A 22,233-nucleotide genomic window follows, 5' to 3' on the forward strand; every position below is an offset into this window, starting at 1 on the left:
GGGATGGCCTCTTATCGGCTTTTCGGTCGTCCTTTTGCCGGGAAAGCGGACGGCGGTGGTCATCTGGGGCGTACGGTGCGCCACATGCGTCCCCAGCCGCAGGCCCCGCAGTCGCAGACCCCGCAGCCGCAGACTTCCCTGCCGTCCCCCCCAGGCCCCGCGCAGGGCCGGCCGGGTGGCAGACGGGTTCTGGCGCTGACCGGGACCGCGCTCGTCGGCGGCGTGAGCGTCGCCCTGGTCGTGGCCGGGCTCCTCAGCCCCGGCGCCCCGGAGCCGCTCCCTTCCTGGAACGCCCAACACGCCGCCATGCCGCCCCCGGCCGCCGGGGAGGACGTCCCCGGGCCGGCGCGGCAGCCGAGCCCCGACCCTGGGCAGCGCGCCGCGTTCCTGCACCGGCTCGAAGGCATCGCCCCATGGCTGGCGCCCGAGGAGGGCGCGGCGATGAGCCGGGCCCGCGCCACCTGCCGCGACATCCTGCGGGGCGAGTCGCCGGGCCGGCTGGTGAGCGACGCCCAGGAGCGCTTCACCGACGTGACCAGGCAGCAGGCCGCCGAGATCGTCGAGGCCGTCCGGGAGTGGTGTCCCCACCCCTGAACACCGGCTACAGGCGCGGGTCCACCGGCTCCGACTCCAGGGCGAGCACCGCGAAGACCGGCTCGTGGACCCGCCAGGCCGGCTCCCCCTCGCTCAGCCGGGTCAGGGCCTCAAGCCCCAGCGCGTACTCCCGCAGCGCCATCGACCGCTTCTTGCCGAGGAAGCGCCGGCGCAGCACGTCCAGCGACTCGGTGTAGTCCGGCCCGTAGATGATGCGCAGGTACTCGCGGCCCCGGACCTTCACCCCCGGCTGGACCCGTCCCGGCGCGTACGCGGCGGGCTTGACCACCATGCCCTCGCCGCCCTCGGCCGTCAGCGACTCCCACCAGGCCACCGCCCCGGCCCGCGACTCCTCCGAGTCCAGCGACACGAACCGGTGGCGCGTGTGCGTGATCAGCGGCGAGTCCAGCAGCGCCAGCGTGGACAGGTGCCAGGCGTGCGGCTCCAGCGCCGTGGCCCGTCCCTCGCACGCGAGGATCTGGAACGGCGCGACCCGCACCCCGTCCAGCCCGTCGACCGGCCAGCAGTAACGGGCGTAGGCGTCGCGGAACAGGGCAGCGTTGGAGGAGCGGCGCCGGGTGCGCGACAGCAGTCCGCCCACATCCAGTCCGCGCCCGGCCGCCGCTTCCAGGGCCGACACGGCCTCCGGCAGCGCCACCCGCGCCGCCGCGCCCACCGAGGCGTACTGGGACCTGATCAGCTCGCCCGCCTTGGCCGACCAGGGCAGCAGCTCGCAGTCGAGCGCCACCCAGTCGGAGCCGAGCTCCGCCCACAGCGGCGCGCACGCCTCCCGCAGCCGCTCCACGAGCGGCCCGTTGTCGGCGAAGAGCGGCCGGCCGGTACGCGTGTAGACGGCGCCCGTGCTCCCGTCCGTCACGCCGAACCGCTCGCACGCCACCTCCGGCGTCCGCGCGAGGACGGCCACCGCCCGCGAGCCCATGTGCTTCTCCTCGCACACGACCTCGCCGACCCCGGCGGCGGCGAACTCCGCGAACGCCTCGGCCGGGTGCTCCAGGTAGCCGTCGAGCGTGGACGTCTCCGGCGGCGCCATCGTCGGCGGCAGGTAGACCAGCCAGCGCGGGTCCACCGCGAACCGGCTCATCACCTCCAGCGCGGCGGCGGCGTTCTCCTCCATCACCTTGACCCGGGTGCCGAAGCGGGTCTCGACGTACCGGGTGCCCCGCACGTCGTCGATGTCCAGCATGCCCGGCTCGCGCGCCGAGCCCGCCGGGCCGCCGAGCGGCTTGACCGGCTCGTACCAGACCTTCTGCGCCGGTACGCTCACCAGCTCCCGCTCGGGGTAGCGCAGCGCGGTCAGCGCGCCGCCGAACACGCAGCCCGTGTCGAGGCAGATCGTGTTGTTGACCCACTCGGGCCGCACGGTCGGGGTGTGGCCGTAGACGACCATGGCCCGGCCCCGGTAGTCGTCGGCCCACGGGTAGCGCACCGGCAGGCCGTACTCGTCGGTCTCGCCGGTCGTCTCCCCGTACAGGGCGAAGGAGCGGACCCGGCCGGACGCCCGCCCGTGGAAGGACTCCTTCAGGCCGGCGTGCGCGACGACCAGCCGTCCGTCGTCGAGCTGGTAGTGGCTGATCAGAGCGTCCATGAAGGCCCGCGCCCGCTCCCGGAACTCCGGCGGCTGCGCGCCGAGCTGGTCCAGCGACTCCTGGAGCCCGTGCGAGGTCCGGACGTTGCGGCCGTTGAGCGCGCGCACCAGCTTCTGCTCGTGGTTGCCGGCCACGCACAGCGCCGTGCCCGCCTCGACCATGTCCATGACCAGTCGCAGCACGCCCGGCGTGTCGGGGCCGCGGTCCACCAGGTCGCCGACGAACACCGCCGTGCGCCCCTCCGGGTGCCGCGGGCCCTGCCAGCCGAGCCGCGCGAGCAGCTCCTCCAGCTCGGCGCGGCAGCCGTGCACGTCGCCGATGATGTCGAACGGGCCCGTCAGCTCGCGCCTGTCGGTCCACGCCTTCTCGTACGTCACCGAGGCGTTCTCGACGGCGTCGAGCCCGCGCAGCACGTGGACCTTGCGGAAACCGTCCTTGGAGATCTTCGACAGGGAGCGGCGCAGGTCCTTGCGCTGCCGGATCACCACGCCCGGCCCGAAGTCGCGCTCGGGACGGGCGGCGTTGCGCTCGATCGCCGTCTCCTCCGGCACGTCCAGCACGATGGCGTCGGCCAGCACGTCGTGCCGCCGGGCCAGGTCGATGAGCGCCTTGCGGGCGCCGTACTGCACGTTCGTCGCGTCCACCACGGTGAGCAGACCGCGCGACAGGCGCACGCCCACGATGTGGTGCAGCAGCTCGAACGCCGCCGGCGTCGCCGACTGGTCGTTCTCGTCGTCGGAGACCAGGCCGCGGCAGTAGTCGGACGAGATCACCTGCGTCGGCTCGAAGTGCCGGGCCGCGAACGTCGACTTCCCGCTGCCCGACACCCCGACCAGCACCACCAGGGACAGCTCAGGAACGCTGATCACGGGTGAACACTCCCATCTGCGTCGGCGGGCCGACCTCGGGGTCGTCCTCGCCCACGGGTAGCAGGGCGACGGTGTAGCCGTGGCGGGCGGCCACCTCGGCGGCCCACGCCGCGAACTCCGCCCGCGTCCACTCGAAGCGGTGGTCGGGGTGGCGCAGCCCGGTCAGGAACGCGTAGTGCACGTTGTACTCGATGTTCGGGGTGGTGACGAGCACGTGCCGAGGCCGGGCGTGGCCGAACACCACCCGCTCCAGCGCGGCCAGGCGCGGCGGGTCCACGTGCTCGATCACCTCCATGAGCACGGCCGCGTCGTAGCCGGTCAGCCGCTTGTCGGTGTACGTCAGCGCCCCCTGGAACAGGGTCAGCCGCTCGCGTTTCACGGCCGGCATGCGCTCCAGCTTCAGCTTGCGCGCCGCGATGGTCAGGGCCATGGGGGAGACGTCCATGCCGCCCACGCGGGCGAAGCGGGGCCGGGCCAGCAGCGCGCCGACCAGCTCGCCCTGGCCGCAGCCGAGGTCGATGACGCTGGTGGCGCCCAGCTCCTCCAGGGTGCGCAGCACGGCCTCGCGCCGCTTCCCGCTGAGCGACCGCGGCCCGGCGGGCACGACCTCATCCGGCGGGCCGTCGGCCGGGGCCGCCTCATCCTGCTCGCCGTCCGGGGCCGCCTCTTCCGGCTCGCCGGCCGGGGCCGTGGAGGGGGGCTTTTCCGGGATGGCCGGCTCCAGCGCCTCCTCCGTCTCGTCGCCCAGCTCAGCCAGCCGCGCCAGCGCCGTACGGGCCAGCGTCCACCGCCGGCCGAGGTAGCGCCGCGTGATCAGCGTCCGCTCCGGGTGCGCGCCGAGCCAGCCCTCGCCGGCCCGGACGAGCTTGTCCACCTCGTCCGGCGCGATCCAGTAGTGCTTGGCGTCGTCGAGCACGGGCAGCAGCACGTACAGGTGGTTGAGCGCGTCGGCCAGCCGCACGGTCCCGGTGAGGGCGAGCGCCACGTACCGCGAGTCGCCCCACTCGGGGAACCCCTCGTCGAGCGGCACGGCGTCGGCCGACACCTCCCAGCCGAGCGGCTCGAACAGCCGCCGCGCCAGGTCGGGGCCGCCCCGGCAGGGCAGCGCGGGCAGCCGGATCTCCAGCGGCAGCGGCGTGGCCGCCAGCTCCGGCCGGGCCGCGCACCGCCCCGCCCGCGCGGTGCGGAACACGTCGGCGAGCGCGACGGCCAGCAGGGACGAGGCGGCGTAGGGCCGGTCGTTGACGTACTGCGACAGGCTGAAGTCCGGCGAGCCCTTCCCGCGTGAACGGGCCAGCGTCACCGGGTCGACCTCCAGGAGGAGGGCGGCGGTGCAACGCTCCTCGCCCGCCTCCGGGTAGAACACGGTGGCCTTGCCGGACGACTGCCCGAACTCCTGCACGCGGTCGGGATGCTTGTGCAGCAGGAAGCCCAGGTCGGTCGCCGGTCTCGCGGTCGTCGAGATCGTCAGCAGCACGCGGCCAAGTGTGCCGGTCCCGGGCGAACGGCGCCAACCGATATGTCGGCCGCTCACCGGCGCAGGCCGGACGGATCAGACGTGCGGCAGCACCTCGGCGGCGATCAGCTCCAGGTGGTCGGCGTCGGACAGATCCATCACCTGCAGGTACACCCGCTCGGCCCCCAGCTCCCCGAGCCGCCCGAGCTTGTCGACCACCTCGGCGGGCGTGCCGGCGAGCCCGTTGCGGCGCAGGTCGGCGAGGCCCGTGCCGATCGCCGCCGCGCGCCGCTCCAGCTCGGCCCGGTCGCGGCCCACGCACACGGTCTGCGCCGCCGACAGCACGAGCGCGCGCCCGGTCTCCTCGGCCGCCCGCCGTACCCGGTCGAACGCCGCGCCCGTCTCCTCGGGCGCGTGGAACGGCACGTTGTACTCGTCGGCGTACGTCGCCGCCAGCCGGGGCGTGCGCTTGGCGCCGAGGCCGCCGACGATGATCGGCGGGCTCGGGCGCTGCACCGGCTTCGGCAGCGCGGGCGAGTCGACCAGCCGGTAGTAGGCGCCCTCGAACGAGTACGGGCCGTCGGACGTCCAGAGCCCGCGGATGATCTCCAACTGCTCCTCGAACCGGCCGAAGCGCTCCTGCACCGGCGGGAACGGGATGCCGTACGCCGCGTGCTCCCGGTCGTACCAGCCCGTGCCGAGACCCAGCTCGACCCGGCCGCCACTCATCTGGTCCACCTGCGCGACGGTGATCGCCAGCGGGCCCGGCAACCGGAACGTGGCCGGGGTCACCAGCGTGCCGAGCCTGATCCTGGAGGTCTCCCGCGCCAGCCCGGCCAGCATCGTCCACGCGTCCGTGGAGCCCGGCCCCGGGTCGCCGGACGTGATGCGCAGGTAGTGGTCGGACCGGAAGAACGCGTCGAAGCCCAGCCGCTCGGTCGCCTGGGCGACGGCGAGCAGGTCGTCATAGGTGGCGCCCTCCTGGGGCTCCGTGAAGATCCGCAACTTCATGTCGTCATTATCGGCATAGAGCGGACGGCATCCGGAGAACGGCCCCGGCGAACCCGTCCGGCTTGCTACCGTCGTCGGTCGACGCTCTGTGTGATCGGCCGACGACTCGGGGTGGCGCATGTCTGGTCCGCGGCTCTCCGGCCCGCGGTCGTCCGGGGGGCGGCGCGCGCGGCCCGACGGCACGCTTCCGCGCCCGCTGGCGTACCTGGCCGCGCTGGGGCTCGCGGGCGCGACCGCGGTGTCGGTCACGCTGCTGCCGGCCCGCGCCCTGCCCGACCTCGTACCGCCGTCGGTGTCCCCGGCGTTCGCCCGGCCCCGGCCGCCCGGGGCGCCCCCGTCCGCCGCGACGGGGCCCGCGTCGTTCGTCCGCTTCGCCGAACCCGGCCGCGACCCGGGCTTCGACCTCGCCGACGACGCCCGGCGCACCGGGACGCGCTGGTACGCCCTCGCCCACCTGGTCGCCGGCTCCGCTCCCTGCACCGCCGCCTGGACCACCACCTCCACCCCGCCCTCGGCGGACGAGGCGCCCACGCCCGCGCCTTCTCCCACCCTCCTGGCGGACCCCGGAACGACCGGCGACGAGAGCGCGCCGGTCGAGAAGCCCAGGACCACGGCCACCGACGAGGAGGCCGGAGCCGGCGGCGAGGAGGAGCGGGAGCGCGCGCTGGCCACGGAGATCCGTACGTTGCGCGACGAAGGGGGCGGCGCCGGCCTCGTGCTCGGCGGCCCCCGGGGCCGTGACCTCGCCGCCGCCTGCCCCACCCCGGAAGGCCTGGCCGCCGCCTACGGCGCCGCCGTCTCCCGCCTCGGCGCCGCGTACCTCGACGTGGAGGCGCGCGACGCCGCCGACCGGCCCGCCGTGGTCCGCCGGGCGCGCGCCCTGCGGCTGCTCCAGCAGCAGCGACGGCTGCCCGTGGTCTTCACGCTGCCCCTGCACGAGGACGGCCTGGCCGAACGCGACGTCGCCATGCTGCACCAGTCCCGCCTGTACGGCGCCGACATCACCACCGTCAACCTGCTGGCCACGGTCGAGCCGTCCGGCTCGTCCACGGGCAGGCTGCGCCGCGTCGCGTCGGCCGTGCGCGCGGCCGTCCGGCAGGTCGCCCGGGTGCAGGGGCTGGACGACCCCGCCGACGCGTGGCGCCAGGTCGCCCTCACGCCCGTCCTGGACGACGCCGCCGACCTCGACGAGACCGACGCCCGGGCGCTGGCCGCGTTCGCCGCCCGCAACGACCTGGCCTGGCTGTCCCTGCGCGGCGCCGAACCGGAGCCCGCCGTGGCCCGCGTCCTGGCCCACACTCTGGCCTGACCGGTTTCCCGGCCTCCGGACGTTCCCCCCATGCCGCATCGGCCCCCGAACTATAGGATTTCGGCAAATGAAGACGACGTCGCCGGCGAGGGGGAGGGCGGTGGCAGGCCAGGCGGGCACGGCGCGGAAGCTCCTCGTCTACTGGATGGACGGCTCGATCGCCCTGCTGGCGATCACCTTCGTGGCCATGGTGGTGACGGCGGCCATGGACGGGAAGGTCTCCGTGCCGCACGCCGTGGCCGCGGGGGCCTGCCTGATCGGCGTGTGCGGGCTCTTCCCGTTCCTGCTGCGCGAGGCGTTCGACACGCGCCCCGCACCCAGCGTCCGGCTGGTGGCGGCGGGGCTGCTGGCGGCGGGCGCGGTGGCGCTGCTGCCGTCCGACGGCGGCGACGGGCTGTGGGCGATGGTGACGTGCCTGTGGCTGTCGGCGGCGGTGCTGTACCTGCCGGTCTGGGCGGCCCTGTGCACCGGTGCGGTCGTGGTGGTGCTGACGACCGCCGCGGTCGTCCTCATCACGCGCCTGCCGTGGCAGCCGGTCCTGCTCGGCCAGGCGCTCACCGCCGGGTTGATGAGCGTGGCCATGTGGTTGTGGCGGTGGCTGTGGTGGACGATCAGGGACGCCCACGACGGCAAGGAGGCCAAGGCGAGCCTGGCCGTGGCGGAGGAGCGGCTGCGCTTCGCCCGTGACCTGCACGACCTGCTCGGGCACAGTCTGTCGGTGATCTCGCTGAAGAGCGAGCTGGCCGCCAAGCTGGCCACCCGGGCCGGGGCCGAGGGCGACGCGGCGCGGGAGATGGCCGACGTACGGCGGCTGGCCGCGGAGGCGCTGGCGGAGGTGCAGCTCGCCGTGGACGGCTACCGGACGCTCGACCTGGAGGACGAGCTCCACGGGGTGCGCGCCGCGCTGGAGGCGGCCGGCGCCCGCTGCGAGATCGACGCCGCCACCGCCGGCCTGTCGCCCGCCGCCCGCGCGCTGCTCGCCTGGGCGGTCCGCGAGGGGGCCACGAACGTCCTCAAGCACAGCACCGCCACCCGGTGCTCGATCACGATCCGCGACGGCGCCCTGGAGATGCGCAACGACGGCGTCCGCGCCCCGGGCGACCCGGCCGGCGGCAGCGGGCTGCGCGGGCTGGCGGAGCGGATGACCGCCGCGGGCGGCACGTTCGCGGCCGGGCCCGACCCCGCCGGCGAGTTCGTGCTGAAGGCGGGGGTGCGCGCGTGAGCGGGCGGACGGGCCGGGTCCGGGCCGGGCGGTTACGGTGGCGACGGGCGACGAAGCTGGACAAGGTCCGGTGGCTCGCCGTCTACTCCACGGACCTCATCCATCTGGCGGCCCTGACCGGCCTGGCCCAGCTGTACGTGCGCTGGGAGCAGGGCGGGCTGGCGGCGTTGCCGGCGATCGCCGTGGGCGTGCTGCTGGTCGTTCTCGTCGTGCTCGCCGCCCGGACGTTCCGCCGCGCGGTCAGGGGCGGCAGCCGGCCCACGGCCGTGCTGTGGGTGTCCGGCGTCCTCGCCCTCGCGCTGTCGCTCTGCTGGGTGATCTGGGCGCCGGTGCTCTGGCTGGGCATGCTGTTGCCGTTCGCGCGCCGGCGCACCGTCGTCGCGGCGGCCGTGGCGTCGGTCGTGGGGTTCAGCGCGTACCTGACGCTGTTCGCGGGAGGCGTGCTCTGGGCCATCGTCCTCCTCATGACGGCCATCACCGCGTTCGTCCTGGGCTGCCTCGGCGCGAACCTGTGGCTGTGGCGGCTGGCCAAGGAGGCCCACGAGGGCCAGGAGGCCAGGGCGCTGCTGGCCGTCTCCGAGGAGCGGCTGCGCTTCGCCCGCGACCTGAACGATCTGCTCGGCCAGAGCCTGTCCGGCATCTCGGCCGAGGCGGCGCGGGCCGAGGAACTGCTGGACTCCGACCCGGAGGCTTCGGCGGCCCGCATGTACGAGGTGCGCGACGCGGCGCGGCAGGCGCTGCGCGAGGTGCGCGCGACCGTGCAGAGCTATCGCCGGCTCGACCTCGACGAGGTGCTCGCCGGCGTGCGGGCGGTCCTGGAGGCGGCGGGCGTGCGCTGCGCCGTGGACGCCGACACCGCGGCGCTCGGCCCCGAGACCCGCACGCTGCTCGCGACCGTCGTCCGGGAGGGCGCCACGAACGTCCTCAAGCACAGCAAAGCCGAACGCTGCACGATCACGATCAAGGATGGGGTGCTGGAGATGTCCAACGACGGGGTGAGCGGCCCGGTGGGCGAGCACGCGCCGGACGGGCTCGGCGGCCTGTCGCGGCGGGTCAGCGCGGCGGGCGGCACACTGCGGGCCGCTCCCACGGGCGAGGGCGCGTACGTGCTGCGCGCGGCGGTGCCGGCATGACCGCGCCGACGGCCCGGATGGTGGTTCGTACGGCCGGGACGACTGTTCGTACGGCCGGGACGACTGTTCGTACGGCCGGGACGACTGTTCGTACGGCCCGGATGACTGTTCGTACGGCCGGGATGATCGACGATGAGGGGACGGCGGGATGACGACGCGGGTGCTGCTGGCCGACGACGAGCACCTGATCCGCGGCGCCCTGGCCGCGCTGCTCGACCTGGAGGACGGCATCGAGGTGGTCGCCCAGGTGGGCAGGGGCGACGAGGTGCTGGCCGCCGTGACCGAGCACCGCCCCGACGTGGCCGTGCTCGACATCGAGATGCCCGGCATGGACGGCCTGAGCGCCGCCGAGCAGATCAGCTCCCAGTGCAAGATCGTCATCCTGACCAGCCTGGGCCGGCCCGGCTACCTGCGGCGGGCGATGGCCGCGGGCGTCAGCGGCTTCCTCGGCAAGGACGCCTCGGCCGAGGAGCTGGCCATGGCCATCCGCAAGGTCCAGTCGGGCGGGCGCTACCTCGACGCCGAGCTGGCCGCCGCCGCGATGGCCGCGGGCGACAGCCCCCTCACCGACCGGGAGCGCGACGCGCTGCGCCTGGCGGGCGACGGCGCGACGATCGCGCGGATCGCGGGCGAGCTGCACCTGACCGAGGGCACGGTGCGCAACTACCTGTCGAGCGCGATGACCAAGCTCAACGCGCAGAATCGGCTGGAGGCCATCCGCACCGCACAGCGCATGGGCTGGCTCTGAGCCCCCGCGTCAAGATTGCGTAAGCCTGGCGGTATAGGTGCCTTCTGACGGGTAGATGCCGGTTCCATAAGGAGGGACCGCATGGCTGCTCAGCCCGCTCATCAGGAGAACCTGGGACATGTCGTCTTCATCACCGCCGCGGCGGCCATAGGCGGGTTCCTGTTCGGTTACGACAGCGCCGTGATCAACGGCGCTGTCGTCGGCATCCAGAAGTACTTCCACGTCGGGCCGGTGGAGATCGGCATCGTGGTGGCCATCGCGCTGCTCGGCTCGGCCATCGGAGCGTGGGTGGGCGGCAACCTGGCCGACCGCTGGGGACGCACGCGGACGATGCAGGTGGCGGCCATCCTGTTCGCGATCAGCTCCATCGGGCAGATGCTGCCGGTCGCCGTCTGGGACCTCGGGGTGTGGCGGCTGCTGGCGGGCGTGGCCATCGGCATGGCCTCGGTGCTCGGGCCGGCGTACATCGCGGAGGTGGCGCCCCCCGCCTACCGGGGACGGCTGGGGTCCTTCCAGCAGCTCGCGATCGTGCTCGGCATCGCCGTGTCGCAGCTCGTCAACTACGCGCTGGCACGGGTGGCCGGCGGCAACGTGAACAACCCCCTGTGGGGGCTGCAGGCCTGGCAGTGGATGCTCGGCGCCTGCGTCGTGCCGGCCCTGCTCTACCTGCTGTTCGCCTCGACGATCCCCGAGTCGCCCCGCTATCTGATCATGGCGGGCCGTACCGAGCAGGCCCGGCGGGTGCTGCAGGAGGTCGAGGGCGCCGACGTCAACATCGACGACCGCGTCCACGAGATCCAGCACGTGCTGCGCACCGAGCGCCGGCCCACGATGAAGGACCTGCGCGGCCCCGCGCTCGGGCTGCTGGGGATCGTGTGGGTCGGCATCACCCTGTCGGTCTTCCAGCAGTTCGTCGGCATCAACGTGATCTTCTACTACTCGACCGTGCTGTGGCAGTCGGTCGGCGTCACCCAGGCCAACTCCCTGCTGATCAGCTTCTCCAGCTCGGTCATCAACATCATCGGCACGTTCATCGCGATCGCCCTCGTCGACCGGATCGGCCGCAAGCCGCTGCTGCTCATCGGGTCGGCCGGCATGGCCGTCTCGCTCGGCACCGCCGCCTGGGCGTTCAGCTTCGCCCGCACGGTGAACGGGGCGGTCTCCCTGCCCGACCCGCAGGGCCTCATCGCGCTGGTGGCGGCCAACGTGTTCGTGCTGTTCTTCGCCCTCTCCTGGGGCGTGGTGGTCTGGGTCCTGCTGGGGGAGATGTTCCCCAACCGGATCCGCGCCGCCGCCCTGGGCGTGGCCGCCGCGGCCCAGTGGATCGCCAACTGGGCGATCACGGTGTCGTTCCCGGCGCTGGCGGACTGGAACCTGCCGCTCACCTACGCCATGTACTCGGCCTTCGCCGTCCTGTCGTTCATCTTCGTCACCAGGTGGGTGAAGGAGACCAAGGGGCGGCCGCTGGAGGAGATGGGCTGAGCCGGGGACCGCTCATCCCCGCGAGGGAGCGCCCTGGCGGGGCGGCCGGACGGAGTCGCGGACGACGATGTGCGTGCCGAGCACGACGTGCTGGCGCTCCTCCGGGTGCAGGGCGAGCCGCACCGCCGTGCGCCCCAGCTCCTCGGTGGGGATGCGCACGGTCGTGAGCCCCGGGGTGATGTCGGCCGCGAACGGAATGTCGTCGTAGCCCGCCACCGACACGTCGTCCGGCACGCTGATCCCGGCCTCGCGCAGGGCGGCCAGCACGCCGATGGCCACCATGTCGGTGGCGGCGAAGACCGCGGTGAAGGACGCCCCCGCGGACAGCAGCCGTCTGGTCTGCTCGTAGCCGTCGGCGCGGTCGAACCCGGACGGGATCAGCAGCGCGGGGTCGTGCGGGACGCCGAACGGGTAGTCGCCCTTGATCACACGGGAGACCCTGACGTGCGACGGGCTGGTGCTGACCACCAGCGACCGGGGCACGCGCACCGAACACCGGCTCGACGGCCCGGCGGGGCCCGAGGTGAGGCTGCGGGTGGAGCTCGACGGCCCGGCGGTGCGGTTCGCCCACGTACCGGAATCCCTGTCGCTGGACGCGGGCATCCTGTCGGACGAGCACGCCGACGAGCACATCGACGGCCACGTGCGAACCTTCGGCTTCACGGGCGCGTTCGTCGGCTTCTGGGTTCAGGACCTGGCGGGCGAGGGGTGCGCGGCCCGCTTCGAACAGATCTCCTACCGAGAATGACCGGTATGAAGCTGCACGTCGAAACCCGGGGACACGCCGGCCCCCCGCTCCTGTTGGTGCACGGCTGGGGCGGCGACCACCGGGCATGGCACCCCCTGGACTTCGGCGGACGCTGGGTGATCGCCCCCGACCTGCGCGGCCACGGCCGCTCGCCGGCGCCCGCGACCGGATATCGGCCCGCCGACCTGGCCGGTGACCTCGTGCCTCTGCTCGACCAGCCGGTGGTGGCCGTCGGGCACTCGATGGGCGCCCAGGTGGTGACCGCGCTGGCGGTCGAGCACCCGGAGGCGGTCCGCGCGCTGGTCGTGATCGCCCCGGCGTACGGCGCCGACGAGGAGGAGGAACGGCTCATCCCCGGGCGGCTGGCCGCGTTGCGCGCCGAGGGCGCCGCCGCGGCGCTGCGCCGGCTCGGACCTCTGCCCGCACCGGTCACCCGCCAACTGCTGGCCACGCCGGGTCACGTGCTGGCCGAGTGCTACGCCGGCATGTACACCGAACCCGGCGCGTTCGGCGTGCGCCGCGCATCGGCGCGCTACCTGGCCGGGCTCACCCGCCCGGTGCTGGCCGTCCACAATGTCCCGGAGGCCGCGCAGTGGGAGGGCGGCCTTACCGGACGGCATCCGCGCTCACGGACCGTGGTGTGGCCGGAAGCGGGACACTTCCTGCACGTGGAGCATCCGTCGGCGTTCGTGGACCTGATGACGTCGTGGTGGGACGCCTGACGGCGACCGCCGCGACCACGCCGAACCGGGGTACCCTGCGGGAGGTGATCGACGACGTGCTCGGCCCTTCCCTGGACGTCCTGTTCTGCGGCATCAACCCCGGCCTCATGTCGGAGGCCACGGGCCACCACTTCGCCCGCCCCGGCAACCGCTTCTGGCCCGCCCTGCACCTGTCCGGCTTCACCCCCCGCCTCCTCGCCCCGTCCGAGCAGCGCCTGCTCCCGTCGTACGGCTTGGGCATCACTAACGTCGTCAGCCGTGCCAGCGCGAAGGCGTCGGAGTTGACGCGGGAGGAGTTGGTGGAGGGCGGTCGTCGGCTGGCCGGGTTGGTGGCTGAGGTCCGTCCGAGGGTGCTGGCGGTGTTGGGGGTTTCGGCGTACCGGGCTGCTTTCGCTCGTCCGAAGGCGGTGGTGGGGTTGCAGGGGGAGTCGGTGGGTGGGGTGCCGGTGTGGGTGTTGCCGAATCCGAGTGGGTTGAACGCGCATTGGACGTTGGCAGGGATCGCGGACGAACTGCGGCGGGTGCGCGAGCACATCGGTCGTTGAGGCGGATCTCCCTGGTGGTGATCAAGAGTGGTAAGTCACCATCCGTGATCTTTGTATGACTTAATTCGATCTTGTGGCCGTTTCAGGCGGAAGTTACGCTTTGCCCGTTTGAATAACGCGCTCCGAGCCGCGCGAGTCAGGGACCTTGTCACCTGACTCGGACGGGGGTGGAGCTTCGTCCGGCGTCCCTTGGGGCGCCCCACGTGGTTCGGAGTGTGACGGCGTATGCGCCGGATTTTGTCATGGGCTCGTGTTCGGGCTGCGCTTGTGCTCATCGGCCTACTTCCGGGGCTGATGGTCACGATGTCGGAGCCGGCGCAAGCACAGGCCGTTGCCGCGCTTTCCGCAGTGGTGGGCCAGGAGCGGGTTGAGACGCCAAGGCAGATGGCCGGGAATGCGGTAAGGGCGCTGCCGCCGCTGACGCCCACGAAGGCTGTGAAGCAGCCGCAGTTACGCGATGCCGACGAGCGTCCCAAGGGGGCATTGCCGCTGGAGCGCGGACGCAACGAAGAGCTACCAAGCCCCAAGGAGCGTCAGCTGCCCAGCGGCGTGGCACGAGCTGAGCAGATTGATGCCGGCTGCTGTTCCCCGCTGATCCAGGACAGGTTCCCCGCGAACCGAGCTCTCGTGGATAGTTTGACCCCCACCCTCACGGCCTACGTCTCCAGCGCAAATGCGCTGGAGTACACCTTCAACGTCTGCGATTCCATTATCATGCAGTGGGGGAAGTGCGTCTCATCGGGAGCGTTGAACCAGATCCACAGTTGGCGTGTCCCCGAGGGAAAGCTGGAATGGGGCAAGCAGTACTACTGGGAGTTGATCGCGAAGGATCTGGGGACCTCGGCAACTACCAAAAGCCCGATCGACACGTTCACCACCGGAGTGCGACAGCCCATGATGGGGTCGCAGCTTTCGGCCCGTGGAGTGAACGGCCAGGAGTTCAACCAGCTGTCGGGCAACTACACGACCGCCTTCACGGACGCGCAGGTCGCGGTGGCGGGACCGCCGTTGTCGGTGACGCGGTCCTACAACACGCTGGACGCACGCGTGGACGGCATGTTCGGCGCGGGCTGGTCGACCCTCTGGGACATGAAGATCGTGGCGGAGTCGAAGTCATTGTTGGTGACGCAGGCCGACGGCAGGGTGCTGCGGTTCGCCACCAAGGGAGACGGCACGTACCAGCCGCCGCCCAGCATGCATTACACGCTCGCCGACCAGCAGGGCGGCGGCTGGCGGTTGATGGACAAGTCCTCGACGTCGTACCTGTTCGACGCGTCGGGACGGCTGGTGAAGATCCGGGACGGCCGAGGGCGTAGTCAGGATCTGCTGTACGGGTCCAACGGCCGGCTGGAGTCGGCGAGTGTCGCGGGACGGACTCTGCGGTTCGGCTGGACGGGTGCCCATGTGACGAGCGTGTCCACTGACGCGGTGGACGGTAAGCCGTTGACGTGGACGTACGAGTACGACGGGGATCGGCTGATGGCGTCGTGCTCACCGACCACGGCACCCAACTGCACTCGATACGAGTACGGTAGTGGGTCTGCCTATCGTTCACGGATCCTCGACTCGGAGCCGTATGGCTATTGGCGGTTCAATGAGACCTCCGGAACCCGGGCGGCAAATCTGGGTTGGGGGGCGGAACCTGCCACGTACAGCTCCCCCTCTCTTGGACAGCCTGGCGCACTCGCCGGCACAGGAGATACGTCGGTAGGCATCGACAGCGAGTACAACGAAGGCATATCGCTGCCACCCCACACGATCGGCCGGCTGGTCGGTCGGGCATCCATCGAAGTGTGGTTTAAGACCAGTAAGCCTGGCGTGTTGTTCTCGGCCGGCGAAGACACCTGGGATGACTCGGCCATCTATATCGGCACTGACGGCAAACTCCGCGGGCAGTTCCACGAGCTGTTGGGCGACGACGTTCGGTACACGCCGATCACCACTACGGGCGCGGTGAACGACGGCCAGTGGCATCACGCAGTTCTCACAGCTGATGAGGGAACTGACCATCTCTATCTGGACGGGAAACTGGTCGGAAAGCTGGTCGCCCCACGTAGTGAGTATTGGTGGGAGCCGCAGGCGCAGTTCGTCGATGGGCAACTCATCTCCGGGTGGCCGGCCGAGAGCAGAGGGTTCGAAGGGCAACTGGACGAGGCGGCGGTTTACGACCGGCCACTGACGCAGGCCGAAGTGGAGGCTCACTACGCGGCCCGGCTTGAGGCGCCCAACAAGCTGACCAAGATCACCCTGCCGTCCGGGCGGGTATGGGCGAGCAACACCTACGACGCGGCCACCGATCGCATCAAGACGCACACCGACCAGCACGGCGGTACGTGGCAGATCGGTGCCCCCGTCATTGATGCCGCGTGGGCCACGTCGACGGTCACGGTGACGGACCCCAACAACAAGACCGTCAAGACCGTTCACGACGGCTGGCGCGGGTACCGGGTCGTCTCGGTGACGGACCAGCTTGGCGAGAAGACCACCTACGACTACGACACCGGCGGTTTCCGGGCCAAGGTCGTCGACCCCAACGACAATGTGTTCACCTGGGCCAATGACGAGCGTGGCAATCCGATCAGCACTACGTCATGTCGCGGCTCGAACGACTGTCAGACCGCCTACGCCACGTACTACCTGAATGCGAATGACGAGTTCGATCCGCGCAACGACCGGCAGCTGACCTCTCGCGACGCGCGCTCGTCGAGTCAGACCGACAACACCTACGCGACCGTCTTCGAGTACAACAGCTATGGCGAGCAGACCAAGGAGACGACTCCGGCGACGGCGGACTTCCCCAACGGCCGCTCGGTGACGGTCGCCTACACCGATGGCACGGAGCCGGCCGTCAACGGCGGGACCACTCCGGCCGGTCTGGTGGCGAAGAAGACCGACGCACGGGGCAACGCGTGGACGTATCGGTACACGGCGGCGGGTGATCTGGCCGAGCAGACGAACCCGGCCGGGCTGGTGACGAAGCTGGAGTATGACACGGTCGGCCGTCTGTCGGCGTCCACGCAGGTGTCGCAGGCGCATCCGGACGGGGTGAAGATGACGTTCGCCTACGACGGGGTGGGCCGTTTGGTGACGCAGACCGAGCCGGGGGTGAAGAACGAGGTCTCGGGGGTCACGCACACCAAGCAGACGACGTTCGGCTACGACCCGGACGGCAACAAGCTGAGCGAGAAGGTCGCCGACCTGACCGGCGGGGACGCGGAGCGGGCGACGGTCTACACCTATGACGGGCAGGGTCGTTTGGAGACGACCACCGATCCGGAGGGCGGGGTGGTCCGGCAGGCGTGGAACACCGTCGGTCAGGTGACACGGGTGACGGACGCGCGCGGCACGGTGATCGAGAACGGCTATACCGACCGTGGCCAGCTGGCGACGCGCACGTTGAAGGGGTGGACGGGCAGCCCCGTCAATCCGCAGCCGGCCAAGGACGTGCTACTGGAGTCGTACTCCTATGACGCGGCCGGCCGGTTGGCGGCTCAGGCCGATGCGATGGGGCGTAAGACGTCATTCGAGTACTACAACAACAACCTGCTGCGTAAAAAGATCGCCGACGATGTGAAGCTGAACGGTTTGTCGACGCCGCGTGATGTGGTGCTGGAGGAACACACCTATGACGCGGCGGGCAACCGTTTGACGCTGGTCACGCCGAATGGGACGACCTCGGTGGTGACCGTGACGACGCACTATGTCTATGACACGGCGTCCCGCCTGGCGTCACAGACGTTCAGTCCAGGCGGCCTGGATCGCAAGACCGCGTTCGTGTACGACGCGAACGGCAATGTGCTGCGCAAGACGCTGACCGGCGCTGGAACGTCTCGCGCGGAAGTATCCGAGTTCGTCTACGACAAGATGAACCTGGTCACCAAGACGACGGTGGAGAACGGCGCCGACGACCTCATCTCGACCTCCGACTATGACGATCGGAGCCTGGTCGTCGCCACCACGGACCCGCGTGGCAACGCCACCGGGGCCGACAAGGCCGCTTTCACCTCGACGCTGCGCTACGACGCGCTGGGCCGTCTGGTGGAGGCGACGGGTCCGCAGGTGAAGGTGGACAAGGCCGGCTCGTCCAGCGATGCGCGGCCGTCGGCGCGCTATGGCTATGACACCTTTGGCGCCACGACCCATGAGCGGGACGCTGAAGGTCGTACGGTCACGTCGGTGTTCGACAAGGCGGGCCGGTTGGCGAGCAAGAGCGCCCCGCCGTACACGCCGCCGGGCGGCACGGCGGTCACGCCGACCACCTCGCACGGCTACGACAAGGCCGGTCAGCTGATCCGCACCACCGATCCGCGTGGCTACACCAGCACGTTCGAGTACGACCAACTCGGCCGTCAGGTGCGAGTGACGGACCCGGTGCCGGAAGGTGAGACGCCGGGCCGGTGGGTGGCCGAGTACGACATGGCAGGTGAGCAGCTCGCGGCGGTTGACCCAACCGGTGCGCGGAGCGAGGCGACCTATGACGACCTCGGGCGGAAGATCACCGAGACGCAGGTGGAGCGCAAGCCGTCTGCCGCGGCGTACACGACGAAGCTGGAGTACGACGACGCCAGCCGCCTGACCAAGTCGGTGGCGCCGGGCAACCGCACCACCACGTACGAGGTGAACGCGGCCGGCGAGGTGACCGAGCAGACCGACCCGGCCGCCAACACCACGACGATGGCCTACGACCAGGCCGGCCGGCTGACCAAGACCACCAACGTGGCGCTCGGTACGGCGACGCTGGCCGAGTACGATCTCGCCGGCCGCAAGACCGCACTCAAGGACCTGAAGGGCGAGACGGTGCTACGTACGATGAGCACTGGCTACGACCCTGCGGGCAACCCGACCACGCTCACCTCGGGCGAGGGGCACGTCACCAAGCAGAACTTCGATGCCCTCAACAGGCTCACCAGTCTGATCGAGCCGGTCAAGGACGGCGAGACCATCACCACGTCCTTCGGCTACGACGCCACCGGCGCCCGCACCCGCCTCACGGACGGCCGGGGCAACGCCACCTGGACTACCTACAACGTCCTCGGCCTGGTGGAGACGGTGACCGAGCCGTCCACCACCGCCCACCCGGACGCGGCAGACCGCACCTGGATCGCCGTCTACGACAAGGCCGGCAACCCGACCGCGCTCATCCAGCCCGGTGGCGTGCGCATCGACCGTACTTTTGACCACCTCGGTCGCCTGACCAAGGAAACCGGCGCGGGGGGAGGGGCGACCAGCGCTGAGCGCAGCTTCGGCTACGACCTGGCCGGCCGGCAGACCACGATCGGCGACCTGACCGTCGACTACAACGACCGCACCCTCCCGCTGGCGATCAAGCGGGGCGCCGCCCAGCAGACCGGCTACTCCTACGACGAGCTGGGCAACCCCACCCAGCGCGTTGACGCCGCCGGCACGGCCACGTTCACCTGGGACAACGCGGGACGTTTGTGGACGGCCACGGACCCGGTGACCACCCGGAAGATCACCTACGATTACGACCAGGCCAACCGTGTCAAGACGATGACCGCCAAGGTCGGCACCACCTCAGCCGACACCCAGGTCTTCACCTACGACGACCTCGACCGGGCCAAGACCCACACCCTCAAGTCCAGCACGGGCGCGCAGCTGGCGCAGATCACCTACGGCTGGGACAAGGACGACAACCTCACCACCAAGACCACGGCCGGCCTGGCCGGGGCGGGCACCAACACCTACGGCTACGACCACGCCGGACGGCTCACCTCCTGGACCGCGCCCGGCGGCGCGAAGACGTTGTATGAGTGGGACGCGGCCGGCAACCGCACCAAGGCCGGCGACAAGACCTACACCTACGACGAACGCAACCGCCTCACCACCGGCGACGGATCGACCTACACCTACACACCCCGCGGCACCCTCGCCACCGAGACCAAGAACGGCGCCACCACCCAGCTCACCTTCGACGCCTTCGACCGCCTCATCGCCGACGGCGACAGCCTCTACAGCTACGACTCCCTCGACCGCGTCACCACCCGCACCCGCGGCACCACCAAGCAGACCTTCGCCTACACCGGCCTGACCAATGACCTGGCCGCGATCAGCGACAGTAGCGGCGCAGTCCAGGCCAAGTACGGCCGAGACGCGTTCGGTGGCCTGCTTGGGCAGAAGGAAGGCACCAGCCCCGCCCTGGCCACGCTGACCGACCTGCACGGAGACCTGGTCGCCACCTACACCAGCACCGCCCTCGCCACCACCACCCACTATGACCCGTTCGGCATCAGCACTGCCCAAACTGGTGCCAAGACCAACCTCGGCTACCAGGGTGCCTACACCGACCCGGACACCGGCAAGGTCAACATGCACGCCCGCTGGTACCAGCCCGGCACCGGCTCCTTCACCAGCCGCGACACCGCCACCCTCACCCCCACCCCATCAGTCCAAGCAAACCGCTACACCTACGCCAACGCCTCCCTCCTCACCGGCATCGACCCCACCGGCCACTCCACCGTCATTACCAGCGGCGTCGGGACCACCTGGGACACTCCCAGCTACGCTGGATCGGAAGTCGGGGGAGTTTGGGGCACTTCCTATGGGCCTGTCCGCGACAACTACGAAATCGGCGACTGCACCGTTTGTTTTGGTGCCGGAGAAATAATCGTCGATCCCCGTTGGGTCCGTAGCGTCGAATACAACCCGGAGTGGGGCGAGGACGAAGCGCGCCGGGCAGGGGTGGTTGCATCGGGGCCGGGGGTTGGCCGTCAGGCACCCTCAGGGTACTGGGCAGCTGACGCAGAACGTCGACAGACCCTGGCAGACCTTTATGATCCTCAGATGTCCCAGAAAGAGATAAACAGGCTTTGGAATAATCTCAAGCACGTTTCAAAGGATGGGTGGTACGGACCATCAAGTGCCGGCGGGCTTCAGGTTAGGCGGGTTGAATCTAAGTATGGATTCTACTATCAGTTCCGCTACGTCATCGGCACACGGCTGGGAGTTACGTCGACCGAAGCGATGAATTGGGTGAAGCAAAACTTCGCAAAAGTCTTTCCTTTTGGCGGATGTGGGGCGACTCTCGAACTGGGCGAAAGATGTAATCTGACTGGAGTCCCTGGATGGAGTCTTCTCGGGAAGACGGCGCCCATCAAGGTGGTTCACGCGTCCGCTCGTACGTTCACCTTCGAAGCGCTCGACGGTCATTTCGATCCTACTGGTTCCCGGATCACGTTCCGTATCAGTAGCCTTGGAAATGAACGTCTCGGCCTCACCGTCACCGCATTCGGTCCAGAAGGCGGTATTCAAAGCACCGGAATAGGGCGCTGGTTCTCCGCTCTCACAGCTCGCGATACATGGATCAAGTTCCAGCAGGGAATCCAAACCAAGATGCCATATGATCTATGATTCTCGCACCTCGAGTGAACGTTTCGTCCCCGGTGTCAGCGAATCTGATCACAGCATGATCGCGTGATTCGACCGATCAGATACGGGGCTGGTGATGTTCTGTGGTGCTGCAGTCGAATTCAATGCTGGGCCACGTGGTCAGTCTGATCCGCTGGCACCGGGGGCCTGGCGAGTGCTCCCCGGGCGGCAGGGATTGCTGGTGCTGATCTACGTGTGCAAAGGAGAAACTGTAGAGCTGAGAGCGGCTTCGGAGTGTCGACGGCAACGGCGCGGCGGTATGTGGAAGAGGCGGCAATGCTGGCTGCTGCCCCCCAGGTTCGACCAGACGCTACGTAAGGCCGCGCTAGGACGGCCGCACCATCTGATGGTGGACGGCGCGCTGTTCGAACCGATCGGATCGAGACTCATCGGCCGTACTTCTCGGAAGCATCGCCTGAACGAGATGAACGCCCAGGTCATCGCCTCGTCAGATGGGGCAATTCTGTGGATGGGAGAGTGCAGCCGGGCAAGACGCACGAGTTGAGCGCGGCCCGCACGTGGGGCATTACAATCAACTTGGTGGATCTGCCCCGTGAACCGTGGCCTATAATCTTGGAGTAGCTGTGCAGAGGAAGTCGCCGATAATTTTCGGATTGGCTGGTGCGGTAAGCGCGGCGCTTGCCTTTATTGTCGCTTTCGCTATTCTTGCCATCGCGTTCGGGCCGCTGGGCATATATGCCGGGTCTTGGATTCTGCCTGTCGCCCTTTTTCTCCTTGGTGGACTTCTGGCGACTAAAGCGCAACGACGGATGTTCGCCGTTGGAGTCATGGCATCCTCTCTCATAATACTTGTATACATGCTTATGTCTTGGAAATAGGAGACAGTCGCGGGTGCGGCAATGTCGCTGCGCTCGCCATACGCGTGGCTCGGGTATCCATCAGGAACACGAGGGCTTAACGTCGCCCTGCGGCTCGGTGGACGCGGCGACCACCGCGCCGTCGGACGTCCTTTCGTGCGGCCTGCGCAGCGCCGAGGTCGGAACGTCGTCAGCCGAGCTAGCGCTGAGGTGCCGGAGCTGACGCGGGAAGAGCTGGTGGAGGGTGGCCGCCGGCTGGCCAAGGTGACGGAAGTCCGTCCCAGGGTGCTGGGGGTGTAGGCGTACCGGACTGCTTTTGCTCGTCCCAAGGCGGTGGTGAGGTTGCAGGGGGAGTCGGTGGGTGGGGTGCCGGTGTGGGTGGTGCCGAATCCGAGTGGGTTGAACGCGCATTGGACGTTGGCGGGGATCGCGGAGGAGCTGCGGCGGGTGCGCGAGCACATCGGCCGGGCTTGAGTGGCATGCGACGCCCACAGATGACACGCGGCGCCCACGGGTGACACGCGGCGCCCACGGGTGAAACGACCCTGCCGAGTGCATCCGAACGTCCGTCCGCTCTCGAAGG

At 70.2% G+C, this 22,233-nt stretch carries 14 protein-coding genes; 10 read left to right on the forward strand and 4 right to left on the reverse strand.

The annotated features are described in order from the left end of the window. Positions 1–84: 84 nt before the first annotated feature. Positions 85–594: a DUF732 domain-containing protein gene (locus HTZ77_RS05645; protein WP_175588334.1), complete on the forward strand. Its 510-nt coding sequence runs from the start codon at positions 85–87 to the stop codon at positions 592–594. 7 nt (positions 595–601) lie between these two features. Here the strand turns inward: HTZ77_RS05645 and HTZ77_RS05650 are convergent, their stop codons facing one another. From HTZ77_RS05650 to HTZ77_RS05660, 3 genes are all read right to left on the reverse strand, one after another. After that, positions 602–3,070 carry a polynucleotide kinase-phosphatase gene (locus HTZ77_RS05650; protein ID WP_175588335.1) on the reverse strand — a complete coding sequence of 823 codons (2,469 nt, stop codon included), beginning with the start codon at positions 3,068–3,070 and terminating at the stop codon, positions 602–604. Then, positions 3,054–4,547 (reverse strand): 3' terminal RNA ribose 2'-O-methyltransferase Hen1, encoded by a 1,494-nt coding sequence (locus HTZ77_RS05655; protein ID WP_175588336.1) that lies wholly within the window; start codon positions 4,545–4,547, stop codon positions 3,054–3,056. The genes HTZ77_RS05650 and HTZ77_RS05655 overlap by 17 nt, the downstream gene beginning before the upstream one ends. Positions 4,548–4,622: 75 nt before the next feature. Continuing rightward, positions 4,623–5,537, reverse strand: a complete 915-nt coding sequence (locus HTZ77_RS05660; RefSeq protein ID WP_175588337.1) for an LLM class F420-dependent oxidoreductase — start codon at positions 5,535–5,537, stop codon at positions 4,623–4,625. A gap of 118 nt (positions 5,538–5,655) precedes the next feature. On the opposite strand from HTZ77_RS05660, the gene HTZ77_RS05665 reads away from it, so the two are divergent. The 5 genes from HTZ77_RS05665 to HTZ77_RS05685 all read left to right on the forward strand — a co-directional run bounded on the left by HTZ77_RS05665 (position 5,656) and on the right by HTZ77_RS05685 (position 11,431). After that, positions 5,656–6,846: a glycoside hydrolase family 18 protein gene (locus HTZ77_RS05665; protein WP_175588338.1), complete on the forward strand. Its 1,191-nt coding sequence runs from the start codon at positions 5,656–5,658 to the stop codon at positions 6,844–6,846. 67 nt (positions 6,847–6,913) lie between these two features. Beyond that, on the forward strand, positions 6,914–8,068 hold the full coding sequence (locus HTZ77_RS05670) for a sensor histidine kinase (RefSeq protein WP_175588339.1): 1,155 nt from the start codon (positions 6,914–6,916) through the stop codon (positions 8,066–8,068). Further along, a complete protein-coding gene (locus HTZ77_RS48035) occupies positions 8,065–9,201 on the forward strand; it encodes a sensor histidine kinase (protein WP_175588340.1) in 1,137 nt (378 codons plus the stop codon). The genes HTZ77_RS05670 and HTZ77_RS48035 overlap by 4 nt, the downstream gene beginning before the upstream one ends. Before the next feature lie 148 nt (positions 9,202–9,349). Beyond that, on the forward strand, positions 9,350–9,949 hold the full coding sequence (locus HTZ77_RS05680; RefSeq protein ID WP_175588341.1) for a response regulator transcription factor: 600 nt from the start codon (positions 9,350–9,352) through the stop codon (positions 9,947–9,949). An 81-nt stretch (positions 9,950–10,030) separates the two neighbouring features. Further along, a complete protein-coding gene (locus HTZ77_RS05685; protein ID WP_175588342.1) occupies positions 10,031–11,431 on the forward strand; it encodes a sugar porter family MFS transporter in 1,401 nt (466 codons plus the stop codon). A 12-nt stretch (positions 11,432–11,443) separates the two neighbouring features. Here the strand turns inward: HTZ77_RS05685 and HTZ77_RS05690 are convergent, their stop codons facing one another. Further along, positions 11,444–11,860 carry a LacI family DNA-binding transcriptional regulator gene (locus HTZ77_RS05690; RefSeq protein WP_175587991.1) on the reverse strand — a complete coding sequence of 139 codons (417 nt, stop codon included), beginning with the start codon at positions 11,858–11,860 and terminating at the stop codon, positions 11,444–11,446. Here HTZ77_RS05690 and HTZ77_RS05695 point away from each other — a divergent pair. From HTZ77_RS05695 to HTZ77_RS05710, 4 genes are all read left to right on the forward strand, one after another. Beyond that, the gene (locus tag HTZ77_RS05695; protein WP_175588343.1) at positions 11,853–12,179 is read left to right on the forward strand and encodes a beta-xylosidase family glycoside hydrolase; all 327 of its coding nucleotides are present in this window, start codon (positions 11,853–11,855) and stop codon (positions 12,177–12,179) included. The two genes, HTZ77_RS05690 and HTZ77_RS05695, sit on opposite strands and share 8 nt — an antisense overlap. 5 nt (positions 12,180–12,184) lie before the next feature. Further along, on the forward strand, positions 12,185–12,901 hold the full coding sequence (locus HTZ77_RS05700; protein WP_205302098.1) for an alpha/beta fold hydrolase: 717 nt from the start codon (positions 12,185–12,187) through the stop codon (positions 12,899–12,901). 44 nt (positions 12,902–12,945) lie between these two features. Further along, on the forward strand, positions 12,946–13,446 hold the full coding sequence (gene mug, locus HTZ77_RS05705; protein ID WP_328808432.1) for a G/U mismatch-specific DNA glycosylase: 501 nt from the start codon (positions 12,946–12,948) through the stop codon (positions 13,444–13,446). A 294-nt stretch (positions 13,447–13,740) separates the two neighbouring features. After that, positions 13,741–20,814, forward strand: coding sequence for a LamG-like jellyroll fold domain-containing protein (locus HTZ77_RS05710; protein WP_175588345.1), 7,074 nt, complete (start codon positions 13,741–13,743; stop codon positions 20,812–20,814). Positions 20,815–22,233: the final 1,419 nt, after the last annotated feature.

Origin of the sequence: Nonomuraea montanisoli (assembly GCF_013363975.1) — a bacterium.
Classification (GTDB): Bacteria; Actinomycetota; Actinomycetes; order Streptosporangiales; family Streptosporangiaceae; genus Nonomuraea; species Nonomuraea montanisoli.